The 25,542-nt window shown below is 57.9% G+C and carries 29 protein-coding genes; 7 read left to right on the top strand and 22 right to left on the bottom strand.

Features of this window, described 5'->3' with window-relative positions; genetic code table 11:
* The first annotated feature begins 11 nt into the window (after positions 1-11).
* Entirely contained in the window at positions 12-533 is a 522-nt protein-coding gene (gene ubiT / locus ACP39K_RS15335) for a ubiquinone anaerobic biosynthesis accessory factor UbiT (RefSeq protein ID WP_028127577.1), read from the top strand.
* Positions 527-1,030 (top strand): GNAT family N-acetyltransferase, encoded by a 504-nt coding sequence (locus ACP39K_RS15330; protein ID WP_016929312.1) that lies wholly within the window; start codon positions 527-529, stop codon positions 1,028-1,030. The genes ubiT and ACP39K_RS15330 overlap by 7 nt, the downstream gene beginning before the upstream one ends.
* Here ACP39K_RS15330 and ACP39K_RS15325 read toward each other — a convergent pair.
* The 5 genes from ACP39K_RS15325 to speFL all read right to left on the bottom strand — a co-directional run bounded on the left by ACP39K_RS15325 (position 1,017) and on the right by speFL (position 6,390).
* Positions 1,017-1,313, bottom strand: coding sequence for a GIY-YIG nuclease family protein (locus ACP39K_RS15325; RefSeq protein WP_033634297.1), 297 nt, complete (start codon positions 1,311-1,313; stop codon positions 1,017-1,019). The genes ACP39K_RS15330 and ACP39K_RS15325 overlap by 14 nt on opposite strands.
* Positions 1,314-1,449: 136 nt before the next feature.
* On the bottom strand, positions 1,450-1,968 hold the full coding sequence (locus ACP39K_RS15320) for a nuclear transport factor 2 family protein (protein ID WP_004933453.1): 519 nt from the start codon (positions 1,966-1,968) through the stop codon (positions 1,450-1,452).
* A gap of 502 nt (positions 1,969-2,470) precedes the next feature.
* Positions 2,471-3,787: a putrescine-ornithine antiporter gene (potE, locus tag ACP39K_RS15315; RefSeq protein ID WP_025305085.1), complete on the bottom strand. Its 1,317-nt coding sequence runs from the start codon at positions 3,785-3,787 to the stop codon at positions 2,471-2,473.
* A gap of 62 nt (positions 3,788-3,849) precedes the next feature.
* Positions 3,850-6,012: an ornithine decarboxylase SpeF gene (gene speF / locus ACP39K_RS15310; protein ID WP_015376427.1), complete on the bottom strand. Its 2,163-nt coding sequence runs from the start codon at positions 6,010-6,012 to the stop codon at positions 3,850-3,852.
* A gap of 273 nt (positions 6,013-6,285) precedes the next feature.
* A complete protein-coding gene (gene speFL, locus ACP39K_RS15305) occupies positions 6,286-6,390 on the bottom strand; it encodes a leader peptide SpeFL (protein WP_004933443.1) in 105 nt (34 codons plus the stop codon).
* A 433-nt stretch (positions 6,391-6,823) separates the two neighbouring features.
* Here speFL and ACP39K_RS15300 point away from each other — a divergent pair, with 433 nt between their 5' ends.
* Positions 6,824-7,264 carry a YhbP family protein gene (locus ACP39K_RS15300; protein WP_497008639.1) on the top strand — a complete coding sequence of 147 codons (441 nt, stop codon included), beginning with the start codon at positions 6,824-6,826 and terminating at the stop codon, positions 7,262-7,264.
* 30 nt (positions 7,265-7,294) lie between these two features.
* Positions 7,295-7,927, top strand: coding sequence for an NAD(P)H-binding protein (locus ACP39K_RS15295; RefSeq protein ID WP_497008638.1), 633 nt, complete (start codon positions 7,295-7,297; stop codon positions 7,925-7,927).
* Here ACP39K_RS15295 and phnP read toward each other — a convergent pair.
* Genes phnP through phnF form a run of 11 tightly spaced genes read right to left on the bottom strand, consistent with a single transcriptional unit; the run spans position 7,884 to position 16,188 of the window.
* Positions 7,884-8,666 carry a phosphonate metabolism protein PhnP gene (gene phnP / locus ACP39K_RS15290; protein ID WP_261280772.1) on the bottom strand — a complete coding sequence of 261 codons (783 nt, stop codon included), beginning with the start codon at positions 8,664-8,666 and terminating at the stop codon, positions 7,884-7,886. The two genes, ACP39K_RS15295 and phnP, sit on opposite strands and share 44 nt — an antisense overlap.
* A gap of 13 nt (positions 8,667-8,679) precedes the next feature.
* Positions 8,680-9,282, bottom strand: coding sequence for a DapH/DapD/GlmU-related protein (locus ACP39K_RS15285; protein WP_048796084.1), 603 nt, complete (start codon positions 9,280-9,282; stop codon positions 8,680-8,682).
* A complete protein-coding gene (gene phnN / locus ACP39K_RS15280) occupies positions 9,279-9,848 on the bottom strand; it encodes a ribose 1,5-bisphosphokinase (RefSeq protein ID WP_060444783.1) in 570 nt (189 codons plus the stop codon). The genes ACP39K_RS15285 and phnN overlap by 4 nt, the downstream gene beginning before the upstream one ends.
* The gene (gene phnM / locus ACP39K_RS15275) at positions 9,848-10,984 is read right to left on the bottom strand and encodes an alpha-D-ribose 1-methylphosphonate 5-triphosphate diphosphatase (protein ID WP_033638888.1); all 1,137 of its coding nucleotides are present in this window, start codon (positions 10,982-10,984) and stop codon (positions 9,848-9,850) included. Before phnM ends, phnN begins: the two co-directional genes overlap by 1 nt.
* Positions 10,984-11,688, bottom strand: a complete 705-nt coding sequence (phnL, locus tag ACP39K_RS15270; protein WP_019453319.1) for a phosphonate C-P lyase system protein PhnL — start codon at positions 11,686-11,688, stop codon at positions 10,984-10,986. The genes phnM and phnL overlap by 1 nt, the downstream gene beginning before the upstream one ends.
* Positions 11,689-11,704: 16 nt before the next feature.
* Positions 11,705-12,493 (bottom strand): phosphonate C-P lyase system protein PhnK, encoded by a 789-nt coding sequence (gene phnK / locus ACP39K_RS15265; protein WP_166730530.1) that lies wholly within the window; start codon positions 12,491-12,493, stop codon positions 11,705-11,707.
* Positions 12,493-13,353: an alpha-D-ribose 1-methylphosphonate 5-phosphate C-P-lyase PhnJ gene (locus ACP39K_RS15260; RefSeq protein ID WP_497008637.1), complete on the bottom strand. Its 861-nt coding sequence runs from the start codon at positions 13,351-13,353 to the stop codon at positions 12,493-12,495. Before ACP39K_RS15260 ends, phnK begins: the two co-directional genes overlap by 1 nt.
* Positions 13,346-14,431 carry a carbon-phosphorus lyase complex subunit gene (locus ACP39K_RS15255; RefSeq protein WP_021504231.1) on the bottom strand — a complete coding sequence of 362 codons (1,086 nt, stop codon included), beginning with the start codon at positions 14,429-14,431 and terminating at the stop codon, positions 13,346-13,348. The genes ACP39K_RS15260 and ACP39K_RS15255 overlap by 8 nt, the downstream gene beginning before the upstream one ends.
* Positions 14,431-15,012 carry a phosphonate C-P lyase system protein PhnH gene (gene phnH, locus ACP39K_RS15250; RefSeq protein WP_497008636.1) on the bottom strand — a complete coding sequence of 194 codons (582 nt, stop codon included), beginning with the start codon at positions 15,010-15,012 and terminating at the stop codon, positions 14,431-14,433. The genes ACP39K_RS15255 and phnH overlap by 1 nt, the downstream gene beginning before the upstream one ends.
* A gap of 3 nt (positions 15,013-15,015) precedes the next feature.
* A complete protein-coding gene (gene phnG, locus ACP39K_RS15245) occupies positions 15,016-15,459 on the bottom strand; it encodes a phosphonate C-P lyase system protein PhnG (RefSeq protein ID WP_019453314.1) in 444 nt (147 codons plus the stop codon).
* Entirely contained in the window at positions 15,460-16,188 is a 729-nt protein-coding gene (gene phnF, locus ACP39K_RS15240) for a phosphonate metabolism transcriptional regulator PhnF (RefSeq protein WP_015376439.1), read from the bottom strand.
* A 227-nt stretch (positions 16,189-16,415) separates the two neighbouring features.
* Between phnF and ACP39K_RS15235 the strand changes: the two genes are divergently transcribed.
* On the top strand, positions 16,416-17,474 hold the full coding sequence (locus ACP39K_RS15235; protein ID WP_497008635.1) for a permease: 1,059 nt from the start codon (positions 16,416-16,418) through the stop codon (positions 17,472-17,474).
* Positions 17,475-17,826: 352 nt separating this feature from the next.
* Here the strand turns inward: ACP39K_RS15235 and ACP39K_RS15230 are convergent, their stop codons facing one another.
* Entirely contained in the window at positions 17,827-18,036 is a 210-nt protein-coding gene (locus tag ACP39K_RS15230; protein WP_004933406.1) for a hypothetical protein, read from the bottom strand.
* Positions 18,037-18,599: 563 nt separating this feature from the next.
* On the opposite strand from ACP39K_RS15230, the gene ACP39K_RS15225 reads away from it, so the two are divergent.
* Together ACP39K_RS15225 and ACP39K_RS15220 are read left to right on the top strand one after the other, a co-directional pair.
* Complete coding sequence (locus ACP39K_RS15225) at positions 18,600-19,220, top strand: Fe(II)-2OG oxygenase family protein (RefSeq protein WP_158526709.1); 621 nt, start codon at positions 18,600-18,602, stop codon at positions 19,218-19,220.
* A gap of 3 nt (positions 19,221-19,223) precedes the next feature.
* A complete protein-coding gene (locus ACP39K_RS15220) occupies positions 19,224-20,177 on the top strand; it encodes a hypothetical protein (RefSeq protein ID WP_148666827.1) in 954 nt (317 codons plus the stop codon).
* Between the two features lie 81 nt (positions 20,178-20,258).
* Here ACP39K_RS15220 and ACP39K_RS15215 read toward each other — a convergent pair whose 3' ends face one another.
* The 5 genes from ACP39K_RS15215 to nrdD form a co-directional block, all read right to left on the bottom strand.
* Positions 20,259-20,861 (bottom strand): site-specific integrase, encoded by a 603-nt coding sequence (locus tag ACP39K_RS15215; protein ID WP_095846576.1) that lies wholly within the window; start codon positions 20,859-20,861, stop codon positions 20,259-20,261.
* A 252-nt stretch (positions 20,862-21,113) separates the two neighbouring features.
* Entirely contained in the window at positions 21,114-21,971 is an 858-nt protein-coding gene (locus tag ACP39K_RS15210; protein WP_158526710.1) for a DUF4365 domain-containing protein, read from the bottom strand.
* 307 nt (positions 21,972-22,278) lie between these two features.
* Positions 22,279-22,488, bottom strand: coding sequence for a hypothetical protein (locus ACP39K_RS15205; protein ID WP_497008634.1), 210 nt, complete (start codon positions 22,486-22,488; stop codon positions 22,279-22,281).
* A gap of 204 nt (positions 22,489-22,692) precedes the next feature.
* A complete protein-coding gene (nrdG, locus tag ACP39K_RS15200) occupies positions 22,693-23,157 on the bottom strand; it encodes an anaerobic ribonucleoside-triphosphate reductase-activating protein (protein WP_497008633.1) in 465 nt (154 codons plus the stop codon).
* Positions 23,158-23,326: 169 nt separating this feature from the next.
* Complete coding sequence (gene nrdD, locus ACP39K_RS15195) at positions 23,327-25,465, bottom strand: anaerobic ribonucleoside-triphosphate reductase (RefSeq protein ID WP_497008632.1); 2,139 nt, start codon at positions 25,463-25,465, stop codon at positions 23,327-23,329.
* Positions 25,466-25,542: the final 77 nt, after the last annotated feature.

Below are 25,542 nucleotides of genomic sequence, written 5' to 3'. Positions count from 1 at the left end.
AGTGGATGACCGTGTTGGAACAACTACGAGCACGCCTTGTGCGCCAGGGGCCGTCGCTGCTGCGCATCCCGCTGAAATTCACGCCGTTCGCCCTGCAGCGCCAGTTGCTGCAACAGGTGCTGAGCTGGCAGTTCCGCCAGGCGTTGGCGGATGGCGAGCTGGAATTTCTCGAATCGCGCTGGTTGAAGATCGAAGTTCGCGATCTGGCGCTACACTGGTTTATGACGGTAGAAAACGACAAACTGGTGGTCAGCCAGCACGCCGAAGCGGACGTCAGCTTCAGCGGCGACGCCAACGATCTGATCCTGATCGCGGCGCGCAAGCAAGATCCGGATACGCTGTTCTTTCAGCGTCGGCTGCAGATTGAAGGGGATACCGAATTGGGCCTGTATGTGAAAAATTTGATGGACGCCATCGAGCTGGAAAGCATGCCTGCGCCGCTGCGCATGGGGCTGCTGCAGTTGGCTGATTTTGTCGAAGCAGGGCTGCAGGAGGGCACGGCGTCGGTTTCCCGTGTGGCGGTATCATGCTGATCCGCGTAGAGATCCCGGTAGACGCGGCGGGCATTGACGCCTTGCTGCGCCGCGCCTTTGGCCGCGACGACGAAGCCGATCTGGTGCAGCAGCTGCGTGAAGACGGCCTGCTGACGCTGGGCGTGGTCGCCACTGACGACGAAGGCGGGGTAGTGGGTTACGCCGCGTTCAGCCCGGTAGACGTGGCCGGCGAAGACCGCCAATGGGTGGCGCTGGCGCCGCTGGCGGTAGACGAAAGTCTGCGTCGCCAGGGGCTGGCTGAAAAGCTGGTGTACGAAGGCCTGGATTCGCTGAACGAATTCAGCTACGCCGCGGTGGTGGTGCTGGGCGATCCGGCCTACTACGGCCGCTTCGGCTTTAAACCGGCCGCCGCCTATGGCCTGCACTGCCGCTGGCCGGAGACGGAAAGCGCATTCCAGGTGTATCCGCTGGCGGAAGACGCCCTGAATGGCGTCAGCGGCGAAGTGGCTTTTTCGGCGCCGTTTAATCGCTTCTAGCGCCCGGCAACAAATACTCCAACGACAGCGGCGGGTGATTCACCAGCCGCTCTTTTTGTATTTTGCTCAGCTGTTTGACGCGGTATTCCAGCTTCAGCGCCGTTGAGCGATCCCCCACCGGGCAGTGAAACGCCAGCGTCAATTCCCCTTTGCCGCGCAGCGCCTTGGCGCCTTTGCCGGCCTGATGCTGCGCCAGGCGGCGCGCCACGTCGGTGGTGATGCCGGTATACAGCATGCCGCTCGGTAAACGCAGCATATAGAGATACCAGTGGGGCAAGTCCATCATTGGGGTCCTGTGCAAGGGTAGAGATGACATCAGGCCGCCATAGCTAAGCGCGGCATCTCTATTTTGTCACGATTTAACGATGGATTTCACCACTGGCGGAACGGTTTGTTTATTCCGTCTTGACGATAAGGGATTATTTTACACCCACGGTAAATTTGTTTTCTTCCCCTTTATGATGCTGAATTGTCCACTCGCCACTGACGCGGAATGAAGCCGCGGAAGCATAGGTGTCTTCCATAAACTGGAAATAAACGATTTTTCCGTCTTTGACCTGCGCTTTTATTGCGAAAGGAGAGGTGAACTGATGGCCTAACGCTACTGAGGTATAGGTGAATTGACCAAATACGGCCACGGTACCTCCGTCGGCAAGAATGTCACCGATCGTGAAGTCGTTTATCTCCCAGTAAGTGCCGACATTTGAAAAGGTGTCGATGTAAACCTGTCGCCCTTGAGAAGTGCCCGCCCAGGGCTCGATCTGTTTGAGCTCTTTGTTTTCAAAGTTCAGGGAAGTATAAACCGCGTTTTCATCGATAAGACGCATGGCGGCATTGGTGACGTCTTCCTTTGCCGTGTTCATCAAGAATGCATAAACCACATCTTTTGGCAGTTGAGTCTCTTCTGCTTTCACAATGAGTTTTTCATTGTTTTTCATATAAACCTCGTCACGTGACTTCCGGGGTGAATAATTGGCCGTTTATTCCGATGATGAGCCGGTGATTGGTTGTAAATCAACGATGATCATAGCACCGCCGGAAAGCAGAGCAGATGATAGAAAGTGCTTAGGCGTTCGGGAAATAAAGTCCCTGTAAAACGGCATTAATCATCCTAACGCCATATTTAATAAGGTTTTTTATTCATGCTGAAGGCATTGGCGCACATCGGGTGACGAAGCGAGAACGCTGTTTTAAATGGATTTATATAAGCGGTATCAATGATGTTTTGATGCTTTTTATTTATGAATGGCGGTAGTGAACAGGGATTATGCGTGGTGGCTTGGATTTACTGATAATAAAGCCCGAGAGCAAGAAAGAGAGTGAATCATTCCAGTCACTAGAGCTGCGTGGGCGACAGAGAGCGTCGGCTGGCCAGGGTTGTGATGAGGTGATATTGCGCCCCATCACAATCCTATCCCCGGCCGCCGGAGCCTTACCGCTTTACCCCTTTTTTCCCGCCAGCTCGAAGCGCGGCGAAACGATGCCGTACAGCGTCCAGCCGAGGAAGGTGGCGATGGCGCCCCACATCATCGCTTCTTCACCGGAGCTGTAGAGCGCATAGAAGCTGTACAGCGCGCCGATGCCGGCGATGATATTGGCGATGCGCGCCTTGTTGTCCGGCACCTTCGCCACTTTCTGAATAATCACCAGCGCCGCCATCGACAGGATGTAAGGGATGATGTTGGTCACCACCGCCAGGTTCACCAGCACGTTGAACTGCTTGTTCAGCGACGGGCTGATGGTCATCAGCGACAAACCGCTCTGGATGACGACGATGGTCAGCATGCCTTTAACCGGCGCGTCGGCCTTGCTCAGCTTGGAGAAGATTTTCGGGAAGAAGCCGCTGTCGGCGGAGGATTTGAACACCTGAGCGATGGTGAACTGCCAGCCGAGCAGCGAGCCGACGCAGGACATGACCATCAACGCCATGATGATCTTGCCGACCGTCGGGTTGAACATGTGGGAGAACGCCAGCCCGAACGGGGCGGTGGAGTTGGCCAGATCCATGTTCGGCACGATGCCGGCGATCACGTTGGTCGAAATGATATAGATCACCGCCGCGCTGAGGGTGCCGCCCAGTACGGCGATCGGCACGTTGCGCTCCGGGTTTTCCACCACGTCGGTGTTGGCGCAGGCGGATTCCAGCCCCAGGAACGCCCACAGGGTCATTGAGATCGAGGCGCCGATGGCTTCGAAGGTCGGCACCTGATGCGGGTTCCAGGCGGCGACATAGGCGCTGCCGCTGAACCAGTACCAGCCGATGACCGAGATGCCCACCACCGGAATGATCACGCCCCAGACGGTGATGCCGCTGATTTTGCCGGTGATGCGCGCGCCGCCGAAGTTGGCGACGGTCGCCAGCCACAGCACGCCGATGGTGGCGATGCAGATCCCGAGCGGGCTGAGCGTGGTGTCGAACAGCTCGGTGCCGTAGCCGACGGCGGAAATGGCGATGGCGATGTTGGCGATCAACAGCGAAACGCCGTAGGTGTAGTTCGCCATGAAGTTGCCTGATTTACCGAAGGCGTATTCGGCGTAGCCGCCCATGCCGCCGGATTTACGGCTGAACATGCCGCATTTGGCGAAGGCGTAGGCCAGCGCCATCGAGCCGACGGCGGTCACCAGCCAGGAAACGATCGAAATCGTGCCTACTTCGGCCAGCTTGGTCGGCAGCATAATTATGCCGGAACCCATCATATTCACGGCGGTCAGGATCGTTAATTGCACGACCCCCATTTTATTATTGGACTTACTCATGATCATTTTCTCTTTTAGGATGCGATCCGGGCGGCGAGAATAATCGCCGCCCCGTAAGGTGATTAATTTTTCATGACGTAGCCGTAAGCGCGGTTCCAGCCGTCCTCATCCTGTTGGATATAAACGCCCTGCAATTCCGGCGCGAACCCCGGCAATAAATTGATGCCTTCTTCCAGTGCCAGGAAATAACGCTGCGCGGCGCCGCCCCAAATTTCACCGGGAACCACGCACAGCACGCCTGGCGGGTAAGGCAGGGCGCCTTCGGCGGCGATGCGGCCCTCGGCCTTGGCCAGCGAGACCAATTCCACATTGCCGCGCACGAACTCGGTATTGGCGTCCTGCGGGTTCATCACCACGCGCGGGAAATAACTTTTGCGGAACATCTCTTTTTGCAGTTCTTTAACGTCATAGCTGACGTAAAGGTCGTGCATTTCCTGGCACAGCTGGCGGATGGTGTAGTTTTTGTAGCGCTGCTGGTGGTTTTTATAGACCGCAGGCAGCACCTCGCTGAGCAATGAGTTTTGCTCGATGTGCTTCTCGAAGCGGGCGATCAGAGCCACCAGGTGTTGCATCTTGGCGATGTCTTCCGCCGGCGTCAGCAGGAACAGGATCGAGTTGAGATCGCATTTTTCCGGCACGATGCCGTTTTCACGCAGGTAGTTGGCCAGAATGGTCGCCGGGATGCCGAACTCGCTGTAGCTGCCGGTCGCGGTATCGATGCCCGGCGTGGTGAGCAGCAGTTTGCACGGATCGACGAAGTACTGCGACTCGGCATAGCCCTCAAAGGCGTGCCACTTCTCGCCGGGCACGAAGTTGAAGAAGCGCAGATCGTTGGCCATCGCCGCGGTGTCATAGGCCTGCCAAGGCTTGCCGTCGATCTGATCCGGCACGAACGGTTTGATCATCGTGCAGGTATCCAGCAGCATTTTGCGCGCTTCGATACCCACGCGCACGCACTCCTGCCACAGGCGCTGGCCGCTTTTGCCCTCGTGCATCTTGGCGTTGACGTCCAGCGCGGCGAACAGCGGGTAGAACGGGCTGGTGGAGGCGTGCAGCATAAAGGCGTTGTTGAAGCGCTTATGGTTGCAGTAGCGGCTCTGCCCCTTGATGTGCTTGTCTTTTTTGTGGATCTGCGAGGTCTGCGAGAAACCGGCCTGCTGTTTGTGCACCGACTGGGTGACGATGATGCCGGGATCGTTTTCGTTCAGTTCCAGCAGCAGCGGCGAGCAGTCTTTCATCATCGGAATGAACTGCTCATAGCCCACCCAGGCGGAGTCGAACAGGATGTAGTCGCACAGGTGGCCAATTTTGTCGACCACCTGGCGGGCGTTGTAGATGGTGCCGTCGTAGGTGCCGAGCTGGATGATCGCCAGGCGGAACGGGCGGGCTTCGTTGGCGCGTTCCGGCGCCACTTCGCGGATCTGCTGGCGCAGGTAGCGTTCGTCGAAGCAGTGCGCGTCGATGCCGCCGATAAAGCCGAACGGGTTGCGGGCGGTTTCCAGGTAAACTGGCGTAGCGCCGGCCTGGATCAACGCGCCGTGGTGGTTGGATTTATGGTTGTTGCGGTCGAACAGCACCAGGTCGCCGCGCGTCAGCAGGGCGTTGGTCGCCACCTTGTTCGAGGCCGAGGTGCCGTTGAGCACGAAGTAGGTCTTGTCGGCGTTGAACACCTTGGCGGCGTGCTGCTGCGCGGCGCAAGGCGCGCCTTCGTGGATCAACAGATCGCCCAGTTTGACGTCGGCGTTGCACATGTCGGAGCGGAAAAGCGTTTCGCCGTAGAAGTCGAAGAACTGGCGGCCCGCCGGGTGTTTGCGGAAGAACTCGCCGCCCTGGTGGCCGGGGCAGGCGAAGGTGGCGTTGCCCATTTCCACATACTGCGTCAGCGTGTTGAAGAACGGCGGCAGCAGCTCGCTCTCATATTTGGCGGCGGCGGCCTCCAGCTGTTTGCCGTAGAACTGGGTATTCTTGCCGCACAGTTCAAACACGCCGTGCAGCGCCGGCAGTACGGCGTTATCCAGCTCTTCTTCGCAGCAGACGGCGACGAACAGCGGAATGTTCAGGCCGTGTTCTTCGATGCGCGCCACCATGCCTTGCGCGACGTCGTCTACCGACAGCACGATGGCGGCGACGTCATTGAAATCGCTGTGATGCACATCGACGATGTCGCGTTCAGTTTCAAAGCAGCCGAGGGTTTGGGTGTTGGCGGCAATTTTTAGTTTTTTCATTTTTCTCATTCTTCAGGCAAAGGCATTCCGCCGGCAAATAATTTCATTTGCCGCTAACGCCTTCACGAAAATAAAGGTGTGCGAGAACCCAGTGATGCCGAAAGGCATTAACTGTGTTCGCTGTTTTATTTATATTGGATGTGCTTGGCCGAAATTAAAAATGTATTGCGCGCCCTTCCCGGTTTGCGGGGGAAAGACATTATCACCGGAGTGCGGAGAATAAAGTGAAACGCAAAGACACTCTTAACAACGGCGTAAGAGCGAGGGTGAGGGTTATCTGTAGTTGAAGAATGCGAAGCTAAAGCAGCTGCGATGAGCCATCATCATAATATGGGTTGTGCGCCTGATGTGCGCCATTTTTCGGTTATTGTTTTCCATTTTCTAATCCACCTTGCTGAGTGAAAAGATGGCGCTATTTTAGCGCAAGATTGGCTTAAAATCGTGACTATCGTCACATAAATGCCGGTTCTGATAAATAACTATTCACCGGTTATGCAATGTGTTGCATAAGTATCATCCAGACGCAGAGGTTGGCATGTAAATGAATTGCTAATGTTCTCGGGCCTTGAGCGCTTAATTTTGATGCCGCTCGAGAAGGAATAAAAAAAGCGGTCAAATAACCGGCTGCATAACGATCAAATAAATCCGCATTGTGTTATTTATGTTATCAACCTGCTTTATGCTATTGTGGGTAAAAATTCAAATATAATGCTTTTATATTCATGCGGGATTTTTGATGATTATCGTTATTTGTGACTCGCTTCAACAACGCAGGGTAAGATGAGGCGAGTGAACAGGGAGGCGAGTAACCTTGAATACCCAAGAACAACGGCAGCAGATTGCGGATTTCATCGGCAAGCAACACGTCTTGACGCTGTGCGCCGGCGACGGCCTCGACATGTGGTGCGCCACCTGTTTTTACGTGTTCGACGCCGCAACGATGGCGCTGTGGCTGATGACCGAACCGCACACCCGCCACGGCGGGCTGATGCTGAACAACGGCCGGGTGGTCGGCACCATCGCGCCTAAGCCGAAAAGCATCGCGCTGATCCGCGGCGTGCAGTACCGCGCCGAGGCGGTGCTGCTGAGCGGCGAAGAAGCCGAGGCGGCGCGCGCGCGTTACTGCAAGCGCTTCCCGATCGCCAGGGCGATGAAGGCCTCGGTATGGCGGTTGGATCTGCACGAGGTGAAGATGACCGACAACACCCTTGGTTTCGGCAAGAAGCTGCATTGGGCGCGGTCTATACTTTAAGTCGACGTATTGATTACAACGGGAGATCGCATGGCGCGAGCACTGTTAGTCGGCGCAACCGGGCTGGTGGGGCGCGAGTTGCTGCAGCGGTTGCAAAGCGATCCGCAGATTACGGCCATTGTGGCGCCGACGCGCACGCCGCTGCCGCCGCACGGCAAGCTGACCAATCCGGTCGGCGATGCGCTGTTCGAACTGCTGAGCGGCCTGCAGCAGCCGGTCGATCTGGTGTTCTGCTGCCTGGGCACCACCCGCCGGGCGGCGGGCAGCGCCGATGCCTTCCGCTACGTCGATTACCAACTGGTGGTGGAGAGCGCGCTGACCGGCCGCCGGTTGGGGGCGCAGCACTGTCTGGTGGTGAGCGCGTTGGGCGCCAACGCGGATTCCACTTTCCTGTATAACCGCACCAAAGGCGAGATGGAGCAGGCGCTGCGCGAACAGCGCTGGCCGCGCCTGACGCTGGTGCGGCCTTCCATGCTGGTGGGGGATCGCCCGGCGCCGCGCCTGACGGAGCGCCTCACGCTGCCGCTGTTCAGGCTGCTGCCCGGCAAATGGCGGGCGGTCGCCGCCAAAGATGTGGCGCAAACGCTGCAGCAGCAGGCGTTCACGCCGGGCGAAGGGGTCAGGGTGCTGGAATCGGATCGGCTGCATTGCTACCGAGACTGACGCTGAGGTGATCGAACGCCAGCTCCAGGCCGGCGGGCAGTTCATTGTCCAGCAGCCACCGATCGAGATGATGGCTGATGTGCGTCAGCAGCGTGCGTTTGGGCTGCAGCAACCGCTGCGTCTCCTGCGCGCGGGTCAGGTCGTTGTGGTTGCGCGGCGCCTGCGGCTGAGGCGGCAGGCTGCAGTCGAGCACCAGCAGATCCAGCGCCACATTCTGCAGATAGTCGGCGGTGGCCGGCGGCAGGCCGACGGTGTCGGTCAGGTAGGCCAGTGAAGCGCCCGCCGCCTGGATCAGGTAGCCGTGGGTCAGTTTGGAGTGTTGCAGCGGCAGCGGGGTGATGCGCATGCCGCCCAGCTCGACGGTGGCGAAGGGGGCCAACGGCGGCTGAAACGCCAGAATGCCGGGGTGTTTGAACAGGTCGTCGCAGCCCTGTTCATCCGGCGGACCATACACCGGAATGGAATTTCCGCACCCCCAACGCAAAGGAAATAACCCCTGAACGTGATCCATGTGGTAATGTGTCAGTAAAAAACGTTGAATTTGCCCCGCCGAAAATCGCCGCTCCAAAGCCGGCAATCCCGCATCCAATAAGGTCGTTTCCCCCTGATAGTTAAGCATGGCGCTGCACGCTCGCCGCCGAAATGCCGGCTCGCGCCGCGCCCGTTGGCAGACCGGGCAGTCGCAGCCGAACACCGGCACCTGCTGCGCGCCGCCGGTGCCGAGAAAGGTCAGTTGCATCGTTCCCCCTCCGTTAAAGGTACTTCTGCGCAAAGCGGTTGATGTCGCGAAAATCCGCCAGCCGCGCCTGCAGCGTAGCGTGATCCCAGTGCCACCACTGGCTGCGTTCGATACGCTCGATCAGCGCGTCGTCAAAGCGCATGCCGATCTTTTTGGCCGCCACGCCGGCAACGATGCTGTAAGGCTCCACGTCCTTGGTAACCACCGCCGCGCTGCCGATCACCGCGCCGTTGCCGACGCTGACGCCCGGCATCAGGATGGCGTTATGGCCGATCCACACGTCGTGGCCGACGGTGACGTGGTGCTCGCGCCGCCAGTCGAAGAACGCCGCGTCGTCTTCCCCCAGCCCGTATTCGGAAGCGCGGTAGGTGAAGTGATGCTGCGCGATGCGCTGGTAGGTCGGGTGGTTGCCGGGATTGATGCGCGCATAGGAGGCGATGGAGACGAACTTGCCGATAGTGGCGTAAAAGATCTGGTTGTGCCCGGCGGTGTAGGAGTAGTCCCCCATCTCCACCTCTTCCAGGATCGCATCGTCGGCCAGGTGCACATATTGGCCAAGCCGGGTGTGGTTAAGGGTCACGTTGTCGCCGATTTTCGGCTGGGCAAAGTCGTTCATGGCGTCGCATCCTGAGCTTGTCGGGTAGAGGTCGGCAGCAGCGCCAGCAGCGCCGCCAGGGTATCGTCGAGTGGGCCGTCGTTGTGCAGCACCCGGCAGCCGGCGGGCAGACTCTGCTGATATTCCGCCGCCCGCGCCAGCCGCTGCTCGATCTGTTCAGCGCTTTCCCGCCCCCGATCCTGCAGGCGCCGGCGCAGGATCGCGGCGTTGACCTGCAGGCATACCGGCAGCAGCTGCGCCCCGTAGCGCTGCTGCGCCTGCGGCAGGTGGGCGCGCGAACCGTTGACCGCTACGTCGATCCCCTGCAGCAGCCAAAGATCCACTTCGATCCCGAACGCGTAGCGCTGCTGGTGGGCCTGCCAGTCGAGCGCGAACAGCCCCTTGGCGCGGCGGCGCAGAAATTCGGGTTCGCTCAGCGCGATGTGATTCTCGCAGCCGGCGTCCGCCGGCCGGGTGATGTAACGGTGCGCCACCAGCGGCGCGCGGTCGGCGTCGGCCCGCAGCGCGGCCAGCAGGCTGTCCTTGCCTGCGCCGGAAGCCCCCATCAGATAGATGAGCCGCGCCATCAGAACACCTGCCTGCCCTGACGCCACACGTTCTGCACGTAAACGTGCTCGCCGTGCGGCCGCGCCAGCACCAGATCCGCCCGCAATCCTTCGGCGATGGCGCCGCGATCCTGCAGATCCAGCGCCCGCGCCGGGTTGCGGGTGATCATGCGCACCGCCTGGGGCAGATCGTAGGCGTTGCGCTCGTCCGCCGCGAGGCGAAACGCCGCGTCCAGCAGGCTGGCCGGGTAATAATCGGAAGAGAGAATATCCAGCACCCCCAGCGCCGCCAGGTGGTGCGCCGCCACGTTGCCGGAATGGGAGCCGCCGCGCACGATGTTCGGCGCGCCCATCAGCACCTGCAGGCCCTGCTGGTGCGAAGCGCGGGCGGCCGCCTCGGTGGTGGGGAACTCGGCGATGGCGCTGCCCAGCGCGCAGGATTCGGCCACGTGCGCGGCGGTGGCGTCGTCATGGCTGGCCAGCGAGATGCGGCGCGCGCGGCAGTGGGCGGCGATCGCCTCGCGGTTCGGCGCGGCCCAACGGGCGGACAGGGCGACCTGCTGCGCCTCGTACTCGCTCATCTGCTGATCGTTGAGGTGGTATTTGCCCTGATAATATTCGCGGTACTTTTCGCGCGAGGCGAACTGGCGCTGGCCCGGCGAGTGGTCCATCAGCGACACCAGCGACACGCCCGGCTTGTCCATCAGCTGTTCGAACAGCGGCAGCGTGCTCTCGTGCGGCAGCTCGCAGCGCAGGTGCAGCCGGTGCTCGGCGCGGTTCACCCCGGCGCGCTGGCTGTGGATCACCGCGTCGATCATCTTCTGCAGGTTTTCCAGCCGGTGGCCGCCGTCGCGCACGTCGCCGATCGCCACTGCGTCCAGCACCGTGGTGATGCCGTTGGCCACCATCAGCGCGTCGTGGCTGCTCATCGCCGAATGGGCCGGCCAGTCGACGTTCGGGCGCGGGGTGAAAAACTTGTCCAGGTTGTCGGTATGCAGCTCGATCAGCCCCGGCAGCAGCCAGCCGCCGTCGCCGTCCAGCGCCTGCGGCAGCCGGCTCGGGCCGTCGGCGAAGCTGCGGATCACGCCGTCCTGCATCTCCAGCGAGCCTTGCACCACCTGGTCATCCAACACCAGCTTAACGTTATTGACGATCATCAGAGGGCCTCCAGCGCCTGCGGCGCCTGCATATCATAAAGCCGGTCGGCGACCTGTCGGCGGACGCCTTCATCATGGAAAATGCCGACGATCGCCGCGCCGCGCGCCTTGGCGCGTTCGATAAGCTGCACCACCGCCGCGCTGTTGCGGCTGTCGAGCGAAGCGGTCGGTTCGTCCAGCAACAGGATCGGGTAATCGACGATAAAGCCGCGCGCGATGTTCACCCGCTGCTGCTCGCCGCCGGAGAAGGTGGACGGCGCCAGCGGCCACAGGCGCTGCGGCACGTTGAGCGCAGCGAGCAGCGCTTCGGCGCGTTCGCGGCACTCGGCGCGCTCGACGCCCTGTTCCAGCAGCGGCTGCATCACCACCTCCAGCGCGCTGATGCGCGGGATCACCCGCAGGAACTGGCTGACCCAGCCCAGCGTATGGCGGCGCACCGCCAGAATTTGGCGCGCGTCGGCGCTGACCATGTCCAGCCAGTCGCCCTGGTGGTTGATCCAGATATGGCCGCTGTCCGGCAGGTAGTTGGCGTACAGCGAGCGCAGCAGGGTGGATTTGCCGCTGCCGGAGTGGCCGTGCAGCACCACGCATTCGCCGCCGTGGACCGTCAGGTTGGCGTCGTGCAGCACCGGCAGGCGGGTGCCGTACTGCTGATGCAGCACAAAGGTTTTACTGAGATGTTCAACTCGGATTTGCATAGTCATCTGTTATCGCCTTGGGTTACGACAGCACCGAAGAAACCAGCAGCTGGGTGTAAGGATGGTGCGGATCGTCCAGCACCCGATCGGTCAGGCCGCTCTCCACCACTTCGCCCTGTTTCATCACCAGCAGGCGGTGGGCCAGCAGCCGCGCCACGCCGAGATCGTGGGTGACGATCACCGCCGCCAGCTGCATCTCCACCACCAGATTGCGCAGCAGATCGAGCAGGCGCGCCTGCACCGACACGTCCAGCCCGCCGGTCGGCTCGTCCATAAACACCAGCCTAGGGTGGGTGACCAGATTGCGGGCGATCTGCAGCCGCTGCTGCATGCCGCCGGAGAAGGTGGTCGGCAGATCGTCGAGGCGCGACAGCGGGATTTCGACGTCTTCCAGCCACTGGCCGGCCTGGCGGCGAATGTCGCCATAGTGGCGCTGGCCGATGGCCATCAGCCGCTCGCCGATGTTGCCGCCGGCGGAGACCTGCGGCCGCAGCCCGTCGAGCGGGTGCTGGTGCACCACGCCCCAGTCGGTGCGCAGCAGGCGGCGGCGATCGCTCTCCGCCATGGCGTACAGATCGTGTTCCTGGTCCGCCTGCGGGCGGTAAAGGATCTGCCCATGCTGCGGCGCCAGCCGCGCCGAGATCGACTTCAGCAGCGTGGTTTTGCCGGAGCCGGATTCGCCGACGATGCCCAGCACTTCACCGGGGTAGATGTCGAACGACACGTCGCTGAAGCCCTTGCCGGGGGCGTACAGGTGGGTGAGCCGGTTCACCGACAGCAGCGGGGTGGTGCTCAAAGGGGTGGAAGTCATCAGTGCTGCGCCTCTTGCGAAGATTGCGCCAGCTGCTGCCGGCAGTAGTCGGTGTCCGAACAGACGAACATGCGGTTGCCCCGATCGTCGAGCACCACCTCGTCCAGGTAGCTGTGGCGCGAGCCGCACAGCGCGCAGGGTTCGTCCCACTGCTGCACGCTGAACGGATGGTCGTCGAAGTCCAGGCTCTCCACCTTGGTGAACGGCGGCAGGGCGTAGATGCGTTTCTCGCGCCCGGCGCCGAACAGCTGCAGCGCCGGCATCATGTGCATTTTCGAGTTGTCGAATTTCGGGATCGGCGACGGATCCATCACGTAGCGATCGTTGACCTTCACCGGATAGGCGTAGGTGGTGGCGATATGGCCGTAGCGCGCGATGTCTTCATACAGCTTCACCTGCATCACGCCGTACTCCTCCAGCGCGTGCATCTTGCGGGTCTCGGTTTCGCGCGGTTCGATAAAGCGCAGCGGCTCCGGGATCGGCACCTGATAGATCAGGATCTGGTCTTCGCGCAGCGCGGTTTCCGGAATGCGGTGACGGGTCTGGATCAGCGAGGCCTCCGGCGTGCGTTCGGTGGTGGCCACCCCGGCGACGCGCTGGAAGAAGCGGCGGATCGACACTGCGTTGGTGGTGTCGTCGGCCCCCTGGTCGATCACCTTCAGCACGTCGGCGCGGCCGATGACGCTGGCGGTGAGCTGAATGCCGCCGGTGCCCCAGCCGTAGGGCATCGGCATCTCGCGGCCGCCGAACGGCACCTGGTAGCCGGGGATCGCCACCGCCTTGAGGATGGCGCGGCGGATCATGCGCTTGGTCTGCTCGTCCAGATAACCGAGGTTATAGCCGGTCAATACTTCACTCATCGCGGGCCTCCTGACGCTCGCTGTATTCCTGCCGCAGCCGCTTGAGCAGTTCCAGTTCGGCCTGGAAGTCGACGTAGTGCGGCAGCTTGAGATGGGAGACGAAGCCGGCGGCCTCGACGTTGTCGGCGTGGGCCAGCACGAACTCTTCGTCCTGCGCCGGGCCGGCGACGCCTTCGCCGTAGTCGGGGCTTTGCAATGCGCGATCCACCAACGCCATCGCCATCGCCTTGCGTTCGGCGCGGCCGAACACCAGCCCGTAACCGCGGGTGAAGTGCGGCGGATGGTCCTTTGGATCGACGAAGCCGTTGACCATTTCGCACTCGGTCAGCAGGATTTCGCCGATATCGATGGCGAAACCGAGCTCTTCAGGCACGATCTCCACCGAAACGTGGCCGGTGCGGATCTCGCCGGCGAACGGGTGGTTGCGGCCGTAGCCGCGCTGGGTGGCGTAGCCGAGCGCCAGCAGAAAACCTTCGTCGCCGCGCACCAGCTGCTGCAGGCGCGCCGAGCGTGAGCAGGGGTAAACCGGCGGGTTGCGGGTGATGTCGTCCGGCGCGCTGCCGTCGTCCTGTTCCTCCCGCGCCAGCTGCTGGCGACACAACAGATCGAACACGTGGCTACAGTTGTCCGGCAGCGGTTCGTCGGCCTGCGGCGCGCGCGGCGCCTCGCCTTCCGCCAGCAGCGCGAAGTCCAGCAGCCGGTGGGTGTAGTCATAGGTCGGCCCCAGCACCTGCCCGCCGGGCAAGTCCTTGTAAACCGCCGAGATGCGCCGCTCCAGCCGCATGTTTTCGCTGGCCAGCGGCTCACTGACCGCCAGGCGCGGCAGGGTGGTGCGATAGGCGCGCAGCAGGAAGATCGCCTCCACCAGATCGCCGCTGGCCTGTTTGATGGCCAGCGCCGCCAGCTCGCGATCGTAGATGCCGCCTTCGGTCATCACCCTATCTACCGCCAGCCCCAGCTGCTGTTCGATTTGTTCCGCGCCGATCGCCGGCAGCGCCTCGTCGCCGCGCCGCAGCTGTTCCTGCAGCTGATGGGCGGCCTCAATGGCTTTTTCGCCCCCTTTTACCGCTACGTACATCAGCACACCTCCACGCGGGTGGTCCGCGGGATCGCCAGCAGGCGATCGCCGCAGGTCAGCAAGATATCCAGCCCGAGCGGGAAGCGCTGCGGGAGGTTGACGAGATAATCCAGCAGCGCCGGCGGCAGGCGCGGCGCAATCAGGCGATGATTCTCGATGCCGGGGCCGGTCAGGCGCAGCGCGGCGCCGTTCTCCAGCTCAGCAAGCTGCACCACCACCGTGGCGCCGCATTCCGGCGAGATTTCCGTGCCGTGCGGTAAGGCCTGCAGATCGGCGGCCTGCAGCTGCTCATCGAACAGGGCAAAACAGACCTCCTGCGCCGTGGCGGCCAGCGGCGCGCCGCTGTGAAAACGAATGTTGGTTAGCACTTGCTCACTTTTGAGCGCAGCGCACAGCTGCAGCGGCGTTTCCTGATCGGCCAGCGTCAGCAGCGCGGCGGTGCTGGCGGCGTTCAGCGGCGCCCAGGCCGGGCCGGACGGCAGCGTCACCCGGTGGCCCGGTTCGCTCAAGGCTTTAAGAATCAAACGAAAAGCGTGCTGCGATTGGTCTATCGGTTGTTCAAAACCGGTCAATAAACTCATGGCTTAATCCCCTCGCACCAGCGTAAAGAAGTCCACCCGGCTGGCGGCGATCGCCCGGGCGCGCAGCTGGCGCTGCTCGTGCTGCAGCGCGGCCAGCGGCGCGATCAGCTGTTGTTGCAGGCGTTCGCCGTGTTCCGGCTGTTGCAGCAGCGCATCGGCCAGCGCGCACAGCTCGGCGTGCGCCTTGTCGCGCCCGGCGATATAGCTGTAGCCGTAGCCGCCGTTGTCCAGCTGCACCACCGCGCGGGTGACCGTCATGTCCCCCAATACGAAGCGGCGGCCGGTGGCGCCCATGCGCCCCTGCAGCTGGGCCAGGCCGATCTCCGGCGCGCGGATGCTGCGGTAACCCGGGCTGAGGTTCAGCGCCTGCCAGTGGCTGCGCAGCTGCTCGGGCCGGCTGTGCGCCAGCACCGACATCCAGCGTTGTCTCGACTCTAAGGCTTGCATTCAGTGCTCCATCGTCAGTTCAATCATGTCGGCGCGGGCCAGGCTGACGGAGTATTCCGCCACGTCTTCGCCGCCGCTGCGGACGTTAAGGGTGCGCACGCACAGCAGCGGCGCGTGGGTGGCGATCTCCAGCAGCCGGCTCTCTTTGGCCTGCGCGCGGCGCGCGCTGATGCGCGTCTGGCGGCGGGTCAGCGGCTGCTGCAGGTGCTGTTCGATAAACTGGTGCAGCGAACCGCTGTGGAACTGCTGCAGCGCCGGCCACCAGTCCAGATCGGGCAGATAATGGTCGATCACGCTCATCGGCACGCCGTTGACGCGGCGCAGGGTGCGCAGGTGGATCACCATTTCGCCTTCTTCACGCGAGAGTGCGCTGGCGACATGCCCATTGCACGGGCGCAAGACAGCGAGTAAGCGCTCACTGGTGGGATGGCTGCCCTGTTCGAACAGGTTCTGGCTGAAGCGGGTATTGGCGTGCAGCGGGTAGTCGTAAGGCCGCATCAACACCAGAATGCCGACGCCGTGGCGGCGCTGCAGCCAGCCGCGTTCTACCAGCTGATCCACCGCGCGGCGCAGGGTGTGGCGATTGACCTGATAACGCTCGGCCAGCTGCTGTTCCGAAGGCAGGTAGTCGCCGCAGCGGTACTGCGTGCGCAGCTCCTGTTCCAGCTGCGCGGCGATCTGCTGATAGCGGGTGGGGTAAGTGGTCGGATGTCTAGATAACTCCATCATAATAAAAACCTCGTCATGCCGATGGCGGTGCGATGAAGGCGGAAGCGGTGCGTTTCATCGGGCGTCTACCCTGTGGTTTTCTCGTCGGCATCATGGTGACGGGCACAGATGACAATCGCGTTACGCGTCGGTGGCGAACAGATGAACTATTTAGGACAGCGCGGGCGTGCACGGGCGGCGGCGGCGCGCTATGCTGGCGCCATTGTTGACTGACTCTGGCCGCTACCATGCCGCAATCTCTGAACGCCCCTGAACACGCCCCACGCGCCTGGCCGCTGTGGAAACCGATCCTGTTTCTGCTGGTGGTGGCCGTTGGCCTCTACTACGTCAAATGGCAGCCTTACTACGGCAAGGCGTTCGTGGCGGCGGACAGCCACTCGATCGGCAAATCTATCCTGGCCGACGGCGCCGCGAGCCCCTGGCTGGCGGCCTGGCAGTACGCGCTGGTCTACTTCACCGCGGTATGGAAGGCGGCGCTGCTCGGGGTGCTGTTAGGCTCGCTGGTGCAGGTGCTGATCCCGCGCGACTGGCTGGCGCGCACGCTCGGCCACCGGCGTTTTTCCGGTACCGTGCTGGGGGCGCTGATCGCGCTGCCGGGCATGATGTGCACCTGCTGCGCCGCACCGGTTGCCGCCGGCATGCGCCGCCAGTCGGTGTCCAGCGGCGCTGCGCTGGCCTTTTGGCTCGCTAACCCGGTACTGAACCCGGCGACGCTGGTGTTTATGGGATTTGTGCTCGGCTGGCCGTTTGCCGCTATCCGCCTGGTGGCGGGCGTGGTGATGGTGCTGGGCATCGCCTGGCTGGTGCAGCGCGTGACCGCCAACGATCCGCAGCCCGCCGCGCCGCAGCCGCCGGTGATGATGATGGCGCAGAACGACGAGCAGCCGTTCCTTGTCCGCTGGGGCAAAGCGCTGTGGGCGCTGTTTTGGTCGACCATCCCGATCTACGTGCTGGCGGTGCTGGCGCTGGGGGCGGCGCGGGTCTGGCTGTTCCCGCACGCTGACGGCGCCGTCGACAATAGCCTGCTGTGGATCATCGGCCTGGCGATCGTCGGCTGCCTGTTTGTTATCCCCACCGCGGCGGAAATCCCGATCGTACAGACCATGATGCTGGCGGGCATGGGCGCAGGCCCGGCGCTGGCGCTGCTGATGACCCTGCCCGCGGTCAGCCTGCCTTCGCTGCTGATGCTCAACAAAGCCTTCTCCGCCCGCGCGCTGTGCCTGACGGCGGCGCTGGTGGCGCTGTGCGGCGCGGTGACCGGCGTGGTGGGGATGGGGTTGGTGTAACGGATTCGTGACTTGACGCTATCTCAATGGAGGAGATGGAAATGGAACAGCGGAATAAACCTGAAATGGACGTAGAGGCGATGTTCGTGGAGCAAGCGCTGCGTGAAAGGGTGGATGCCGCCCTTGAACGCTTAAGAAACGGCACCGCGGTTTATATAAGCCATTCGGAGGCAGAAAAACGAATGGCTTTATTCAGAGCGAAAATCCGGGGGCGTTATCGGCGAGGGGGGAGTTGTACTAGTACACCCAGAAATCCTTGTCGGGTTTGTGAAGGGTTGAGCAAGCCCACCTGCTTGATAGCGTTCTTCATTCTGGTCAACAATGGCCTTCCTGGGAGGCCATTTACCCCTGACTATTCCACATCAATGGCTAACCGATACATAGCTTCCAGTGCAGCAGGAGATTTGAGCACCATTCTCCGTTGATCGTAAGCCAGCTGACCAAGTTCTACGTATCTGGACTCATACATAGCCTGCCAGAAGTACGTACCGTGTAAACGGTATTGCTCACGAGCATGAGCTGTAGCCATTACGAGTTCATTCAAGGTAATTGCTGTTTTCATAAAATGTTTCCTAAGGTGACGTGGGAGAGTCCCCGTCTTCCTGAAAAATCTTGTGATCACGACGTTTTTGATACCAACAAAATAACCTGGCTCAGCCATGCCAAATCTGTACCCACAATGTGTAGGGTAAGTGGCCGAAGACCACAACGTCTGGGCGTATTTTTGCAAAACAGCTACATCAGTAAACGTGGACTTATCCGTTCTCTTGACCTGCTCCCCATTGTTCAACTCAGACTGTTGTTAGCAACGTCCGCTTCTGGCACGACGCGGATGCGTTAACTGAGCGAAGGGGCTGCTTTTAACGAGGAGCGGACATAGCTATGGGCATTCTATCTAATCAACTGGGAGCAGGCCAGAGCGGCTATGAGTGAGGAGCTGGCGTCGGATGTTTAAGATAGAAAATACTAAATCTCTTTATCGCAACGCTGAAAGTAATACCACACTGATAGAATGTTGACCTGTTTTATAGCCATGATAGGATGGATAATTGCAGTTAGAGTGTCAAACTGGTGAATTTTATAACATATATCGTGTTTTTAACGTCTATCACTATGTGTTTTTATATGAATAAATATAATATTGTAGAAGAATGCGATTCAGTAGAGAGCTTTCTATCGTTGGCTAAGAGTTTAGGTGAAATAATTCCTCACCCTAATGGCGAAGTATACGATGTGATTATAGCAAATGACGGTGTTAATGCCAAAATAGGTTCTTTCAGTCAAAATTTCGGTTTTGCCGAATTCCCATTACACACCGATACTGCCTTTTGGGCAATACCAGCAAGATTTTTAATAATGTGGTCACCCGAGGCTAGCACAACATCAACAACCATCTTGTCGTGGAGAGATATAGTAGACGTTTTCTCTGAAAGCGAAAAGAAAATCATTAATGATGCTATATTTAAAGTTCATACATATGAAAGTGTGAACTATCGAGGTTTAAAATTTTCTTCTCCATTAGGAAATGGATTCAGATTCGACCCGAATATAATGACACCCGCAAACGAACAAGGTAGGAAGTTTATAGAGATATTTCATGAGGTAGTCCGAGGAATGAATTTAATTAATTTTAATTGGTCGGGTTCAAATGCTTTGGTTCTTAATAACTGGAACATGCTTCATGGAAGGAGTAAGGTCGAGAACAAGCATGAAATCCGAAAAATATTTAGAGCTTACGTGAGGTGAAAAATGAGTTGGGATAATGATTCATTGTGGTCAAAAAGTAAGGTTTATTTTCAAAGAGCATTTAATGATGACAGAGATTCAGAGATTTTTGGGCTATGGTGCGCAATGGGGCTTGAGTTACTTTCACGGTCAACTATCTCACACTTTAGTCCGTGCTTACTTGCTGAGCCTGATAAAGATCAAAAAAATCTCCTTGCAGCTTTAGGTCTTAACGCGAATATCTCGCAGGCTAAGTCTATATCTACATCTCAGGTATTGAAACTTTGCAAAGATTTGATTCCAGATTTCAATGAGGAGGAGATCACGATAGCTTTGGCTTTGGCCGGACGTAGAAATGAAGAGGTTCACTCAGGCACCGCCGCTTTTGTTGAATATAAACCTCAACAATGGATTGGGGCATTTTATAAATGTTGTAGAGTGTTATCACAAGCGCAAGATAAAAATCTAGAAGAGCTGTTTGGTGAAGATGAAGCAAAAGCGGCTCATGAAATTATTACTGAACTTGATAAACAGGTAAAAAAATATGTAATAACTCAAATCAATGCTTATGAGAAAGTTTTTAATGATAAATCATTGGGAGAGAAAGAGGCAATAAAGATAATCGCTGAACAGCAAGGCGAAGATCTTTCTCATAAAAAGCATCACAAGGTGAAATGCCCAGCATGTTCTTGTACTGCTACAGTTCATGGGAATGAATATGGGAAAGAGCAAGTGGAAAACAAAGGGACAGAGATAATAACTAGGCGTTCAGTAATTCCAACTGTATTTTCATGTCCAGCTTGTGGATTGAAACTAAATGGTTATGCTCAATTAGCTGCGGCCGGGGTAGCAGATCACTACACAAACAGAACACATTATACCCCTCAGGAGTATTATGAATTAATTGACCCGAATGATCATGAATCAATGGCCTCATATGCAGAGGATCATGGGTACTATCACTTTAGTAATGATTGACCTGCTCACAGCTTCTCCACATAAACTGTTGTTAGCTACTTCCGCTGTTGACACAGGGCTGCTGTTGCAGCCCTGACAACCTTAGACTTCAATCGATTCAGAGATCTCTAACGCATCATCGACTTCGATGCCCAGATAACGGACTGTGCTTTCCAGTTTCTTATGTCCCAACAGAAGTTGGATCACCCGGAGATTCTTGGTTTTCTTGTATATCAGGTAAGGCTTTGTTCTTCTCATGGAATGTGTACTGTAAAGCGAAGCTTCGAGGCCAAGCTTTTCTACCCACCCATGAAAAATTCGGCTGTATTGTCGGGTTGATATGTGCCGGTTAGTTCCGATCCGAGAACGAAACAAGAAGTCTTTACTGTGCAAATTGCCAAGCTTTATCAATGCAGCAACAGCTTCTCTTGTCCCTTTGGTTATCTCAAATTGCACAGGGCTACCGGTTTTCTGTTGTAGCACCGTTGCTCTGCTTGAAACTGAGCTACCATATGCAACATCAGATACTTTGAGGTTCACCAGATCGCAGCCTCGTAGCTTACTGTCTAAGGCCATATTGAACAGAGCTAAATCACGCGTTTTACCTTCCAGTTCAAGCCGGATTCGGATCCCCCATATATGAGATATCTGAAGTGGTCTTTTTTGGCCGATGATACGGTCTTTGTTCCACGGTGACATGTTCATACTCAAATCTCCTGCAATGTTGGAGATTTGAGTATGGTTGTCCCTTATGAGCGAGGAGCGAACATGATATATGGCCACAAGGCAGGGAAAAATTAAATGATATTTTCTTGAGTAGTGCAAATCAGCCAACCTATAATTATGATTGTATTTTAAAGTTTTGATGGCTATGAATATATTATTGGGCAGCACAACAAACTAGAAACATCATGCTGTTTGCAAAGTAAGTAATTTGCAAACTGGTTGTTTTTAATTTTAATAAACTGTATTGCACTCATTTTCCGCTATAAAACCCTCACTATCTAGAAGGCTATAGATACTGCTAGCTAAAAGGTCAAGATTCTGTTGGTGAGGTATATTTGAAAAATTGGATGGAACACTACTGACATTAAGTGATTGGACAAATGATAATAATTCCTCTGCACATGATTTAGTAATGCAACAGTGATTGTATTTATATATGGTTTGCAGGTTTTTTATTCTCCTTGCCAAGGTTACCATGTGTGCCAGGGAATCCTTGTTAATATTATAATCCCCTAACGCTGCGTTTTTTAACTGTGATGAAAGATGAAAGTAGCTCTCGTGGAATTCCATCATCTCTTGTATTAAGCGTGGCCATGATGCAATTCGTTCTATTTTTTCGAAACTTGAAGATATATTGTTATGCTCAGGGATTTTTATTGTGAATGAATTTTGTCCACTAGTTCTCCATCCCGGCGTTGTTAAGTCGAGAACATCCCTTACATAGCGTTGAATCCATACAAAATATGAGTCCGCATTGTCTGACGAAACATCAACTCTGAATAGCAAGAAAGGTGTACTGAATCTTTCTGTGTAGAGTAACCCCCCCTTATCTAATGAAAAGGATATATTATTATTTTCATCTACTTTTAATGCTGAGTTTGTACCTTTAACCTGCGCATGAAATATTGCCCCTGTTGAGACGAATACGTCACGATCATTCTTATCTTTGTTGTTTTTTTCAAAAATTTCTATAATAAGATCAATTCCATAATCACGCTCGGTTAACTCCCGAATCACCCAGTGGTCAGGGAGAATATTTAGAACACGTTTAATCGACCGAGTATCTATTATGTGCTGTACTGTACGCATAGAAGCCTTTAGAAAAGATAACTGAATTTTTGGTTGACTGTAGCGCGAATGGAAACAGTCGGACCAATTGCGAATATGATACATATGATAGCGCGCCATCATAAACATCAGTACTGGGAAATAAAGTATTTATTAATTTTAACAAGTGATAATAAATCCAAACGATACTCTTTGTCAAATTCCTAATGAGAAGGGACTTCCGCTTCTTGGTACGGGGCAATCCAAACGACTAAAGGCAGGTTTCACGCCAAGTTAAGAAACAACCTTAACTCTGCGCGATTGACCGTAATGAGTGGCAGGCACCACATTACTCCACTAGACCATTATAGGAACCGACAGAAACTACAGCATCAACAAATTTCTTCGCCGTTTCCCGATCCATTATTACGGTTTTCCCATCGACAGTTATATAGATGCTGTCTTCGGCATAGTATGAAGATCGACCGAGTTCCAGATCCATAGAAGTTTTACCTCCTTGATCCTTGATTGTTTCTTCAAAAAACATAGTAGTGGCCATAGGGTGTTCCTTTTGAGATTTCCAAAGTTGATATTTTAAGAAGCAGTTTAACTTCCTAGCTTACGTTAAGAGGATATTAACACAGTAAATGGTAGCAAGGTCCGCTCCTGGCACAAAGCCGCCTATCAGATCAGGTTTAGCTCTGTGCCGTAGCCGTATCATGCCGACTTTGTATTAACACACGTCGAGACACGAGCTATCAGCTCAACGCAACCTATGCACCACCTGGTTGCTGCTGCCGCGCCAGATCAGCGCCGGGTCTTTCAAATCCTGCACGAACTTGCCATCGATCAGCACGTTGATTCTGTCCACTATCTGCATTTGCTGTGCGTCCAGCTCCGCCAGCCGGTAGCCGGTCCACAGCCAGATATCCTTGCTGGGGCACTCGGCGCGCACCCGTTTCACCAGCGTTAAGATGCTCGGCACGTTGGCCGGGTGCAGCGGATCGCCGCCGGAGAGCGACAGCCCCTGGCGCGGCACGCGCGCATCGTTCAGATCGGCGATGATGCGGTCTTCCAACTCCGGGGTAAACGGCTGGCCGGAGTTGAGCCGCCAGGTGCTTTTGTTGTAGCAGCCGGGGCACTGGTGCACGCAGCCGGCGACAAACAGCGTGCAGCGGGTGCCGGGGCCGTTGACGACGTCAATCGGGTAGTACTGGTGATAATTCATGTGAGGCCTGCCCATCAGGCTATTTTACTGGCCATTTTGCCTCCGGGCAGTGCTGCCAATCCTCACGTACTGCGTGTACGCTCCGGTTGGTGCGCGCTGGCCGAAGGCAAACCGGCTGCGACAATCACGCCTGATGAACAGGCTGGTACTTTGGTTGCGCGGCGGCTTTTCAGCCGAGCTGCCCGTTGCCGAGGTGTTTCACCCGGCGTTTCACCTCTTCCTGCTTGCCGGCGTTGAACGGCCGGGCATCGGGGCTGCCGAGATAGCCGCACACCCGGCGGGTGACCGAGACCTTGGCCGAGTCGTGGTTGCCGCATTTTGGGCAGGTGAAGCCTTTGCTGGTGCAGGAGAATTCACCGGTGAAGCCGCATTCGTAGCACTCGTCGATCGGCGTGTTGGTGCCGTAGTAAGGCACCCGGGTGTAGCTGTAGTCCCAGACGTCTTCCAGCGCCTTCAGGTTGTGCTGCAGGTTCGGGTACTCGCCATAGCAGATGAAGCCGCCGCTGGCCAACGGCGGGTAGGGCGCTTCGAAGTCCAGCTTGTCGTACGGATTGACCTTCTTCTCCACGTCAAGGTGGAAGCTGTTGGTGTAATAGCCCTTATCGGTGACGCCCGGCACCACGCCGAAATCGGCGGTGTCCAGCCGGCAGAAGCGATCGCACAGGTTTTCGCTCGGCGTGCTGTAGAGGCTGAAGCCGTAGCCGGTCTCGTCTTTCCAGGCGTCGACGGCGGCGCGCAGCCGCGCGACGATCGCCACTGCTTTGGCGCGCAGCGCCTCGTCGTCATACACGTGGTTTTCGCCGCCGAACAGCGCGTTGATGGTCTCGTGCAGGCCGATATAGCCCAGCGAAATCGAGGCGCGGCCATTCTTGAAGATGTCGGCGATGTTATCGTCGGCCTTGAGCCGCACGCCGCAGGCGCCTTCCATGTACAGGATTGGCGCCACCCGCGCCTTGATGCCTTCCAGCCGGGCGATGCGCGTCATCAAGGCCTTTTTCGCCAGCTGTAGGCGCTGATCCAGCAGCGCCCAGAAGCGCGACTCGTCGCCCATCGCCTCCAGCGCGATGCGCGGCAGGTTGAGGCTGATGACGCCGATGTTGTTGCGGCCGTCGTGCACCAGCTCGCCGTCCTGCTCGTAGGTGCCGAGGAAGCTGCGGCAGCCCATCGGCGTTTTGAACGAGCCGGTGACCTTCACCACCTGATCGTAGTTGAGGATGTCCGGGTACATGCGCTTGCTGGCGCACTCCAGCGCCAGTTGCTTGATGTCGTAGTTCGGATCGCCGTACTGGTGGTTGAGGCCGTCGCGGATGGCGAACACCAGTTTGGGGAATACGGCGGTCTTGCGGTTTTTGCCCAGCCCGGCGATGCGGTTTTTCAGGATCGAGCGCTGGATCAGGCGCGATTCCCAGCTGGTGCCGAGGCCGAAGCCGAAGGTGACGAACGGCGTCTGGCCGTTGGCGGTGTGCAGGGTGTTGACCTCGTATTCCAGCGACTGGAAGGCGTCGTAACACTCTTTCTCGGTGCGCGCCATGGCATAGCCTTTGGCGTCCGGGATCTGCCATTCTTCCGCCACCTGCAGGTGTTTGCGGAAGCTCTCGTCGACGAATGGCGCCAGGATTTCATCGATGCGGTTGATGGTGGTGCCGCCATAGATATGGCTGGCGACCTGAGCGATGATCTGCGCGGTCACGGCGGTGGCGGTGGAGATCGACTTCGGCGGCTCAATCTCGGCGTTGCCCATCTTGAAGCCGTTGGTCAGCATGCCTTTCAGATCGATCAGCATGCAGTTGAACATCGGGAAGAACGGCGAGTAGTCGAGATCGTGGTAGTGAATTTCGCCGCGTTCATGGGCCAGCACCACGTCGCGCGGCAGGATGTGCTGTTTGGCGTAGTGTTTGGCGACGATGCCCGCCAGCAGGTCGCGCTGGGTGGGGATCACCTTGCTGTCTTTATTGGCGTTCTCGTTCAGCAGCGCGCGGTTGCTCTGCTCGACCAGGCCGCGAATTTCCTGGTTCAGGCGGCCGCGCAGCTCGCGCGCCACGTCGCGATCGTGGCGGTATTCGATATAGGTGCGCGCCAGCTGTTTGTATTCGCCGGCCATCAGCTGGTTTTCCACCGCCTGCTGGATCTCGTGGATATCGACGCGCGGCTGCTGCTCCATGCGCTGAGCGACCACGCGGGCGACGGTGGCGCAGTAGTCGGCGTCGACCACGCCCACCGCCAGCGCGGCGCGCTCGATGGCCTGCGCAATGCGCGCTTCGTCAAAAGGTACCTGGCAACCGTCCCGCTTAATCACTACTGGTTTCACGTTGTACTCCTTGTTCCCCGAGGGAGCGTTGATACCCGCCTGACGCGGCGAGCAACCGTCAAATTTCGCTTATCCAC

It is taken from the genome of Serratia sp. EC4, from assembly GCF_059652115.1.
Note: the sequence above shows the minus strand (reverse complement) of the source record. Positions and strands in the feature narration are given on the sequence as shown.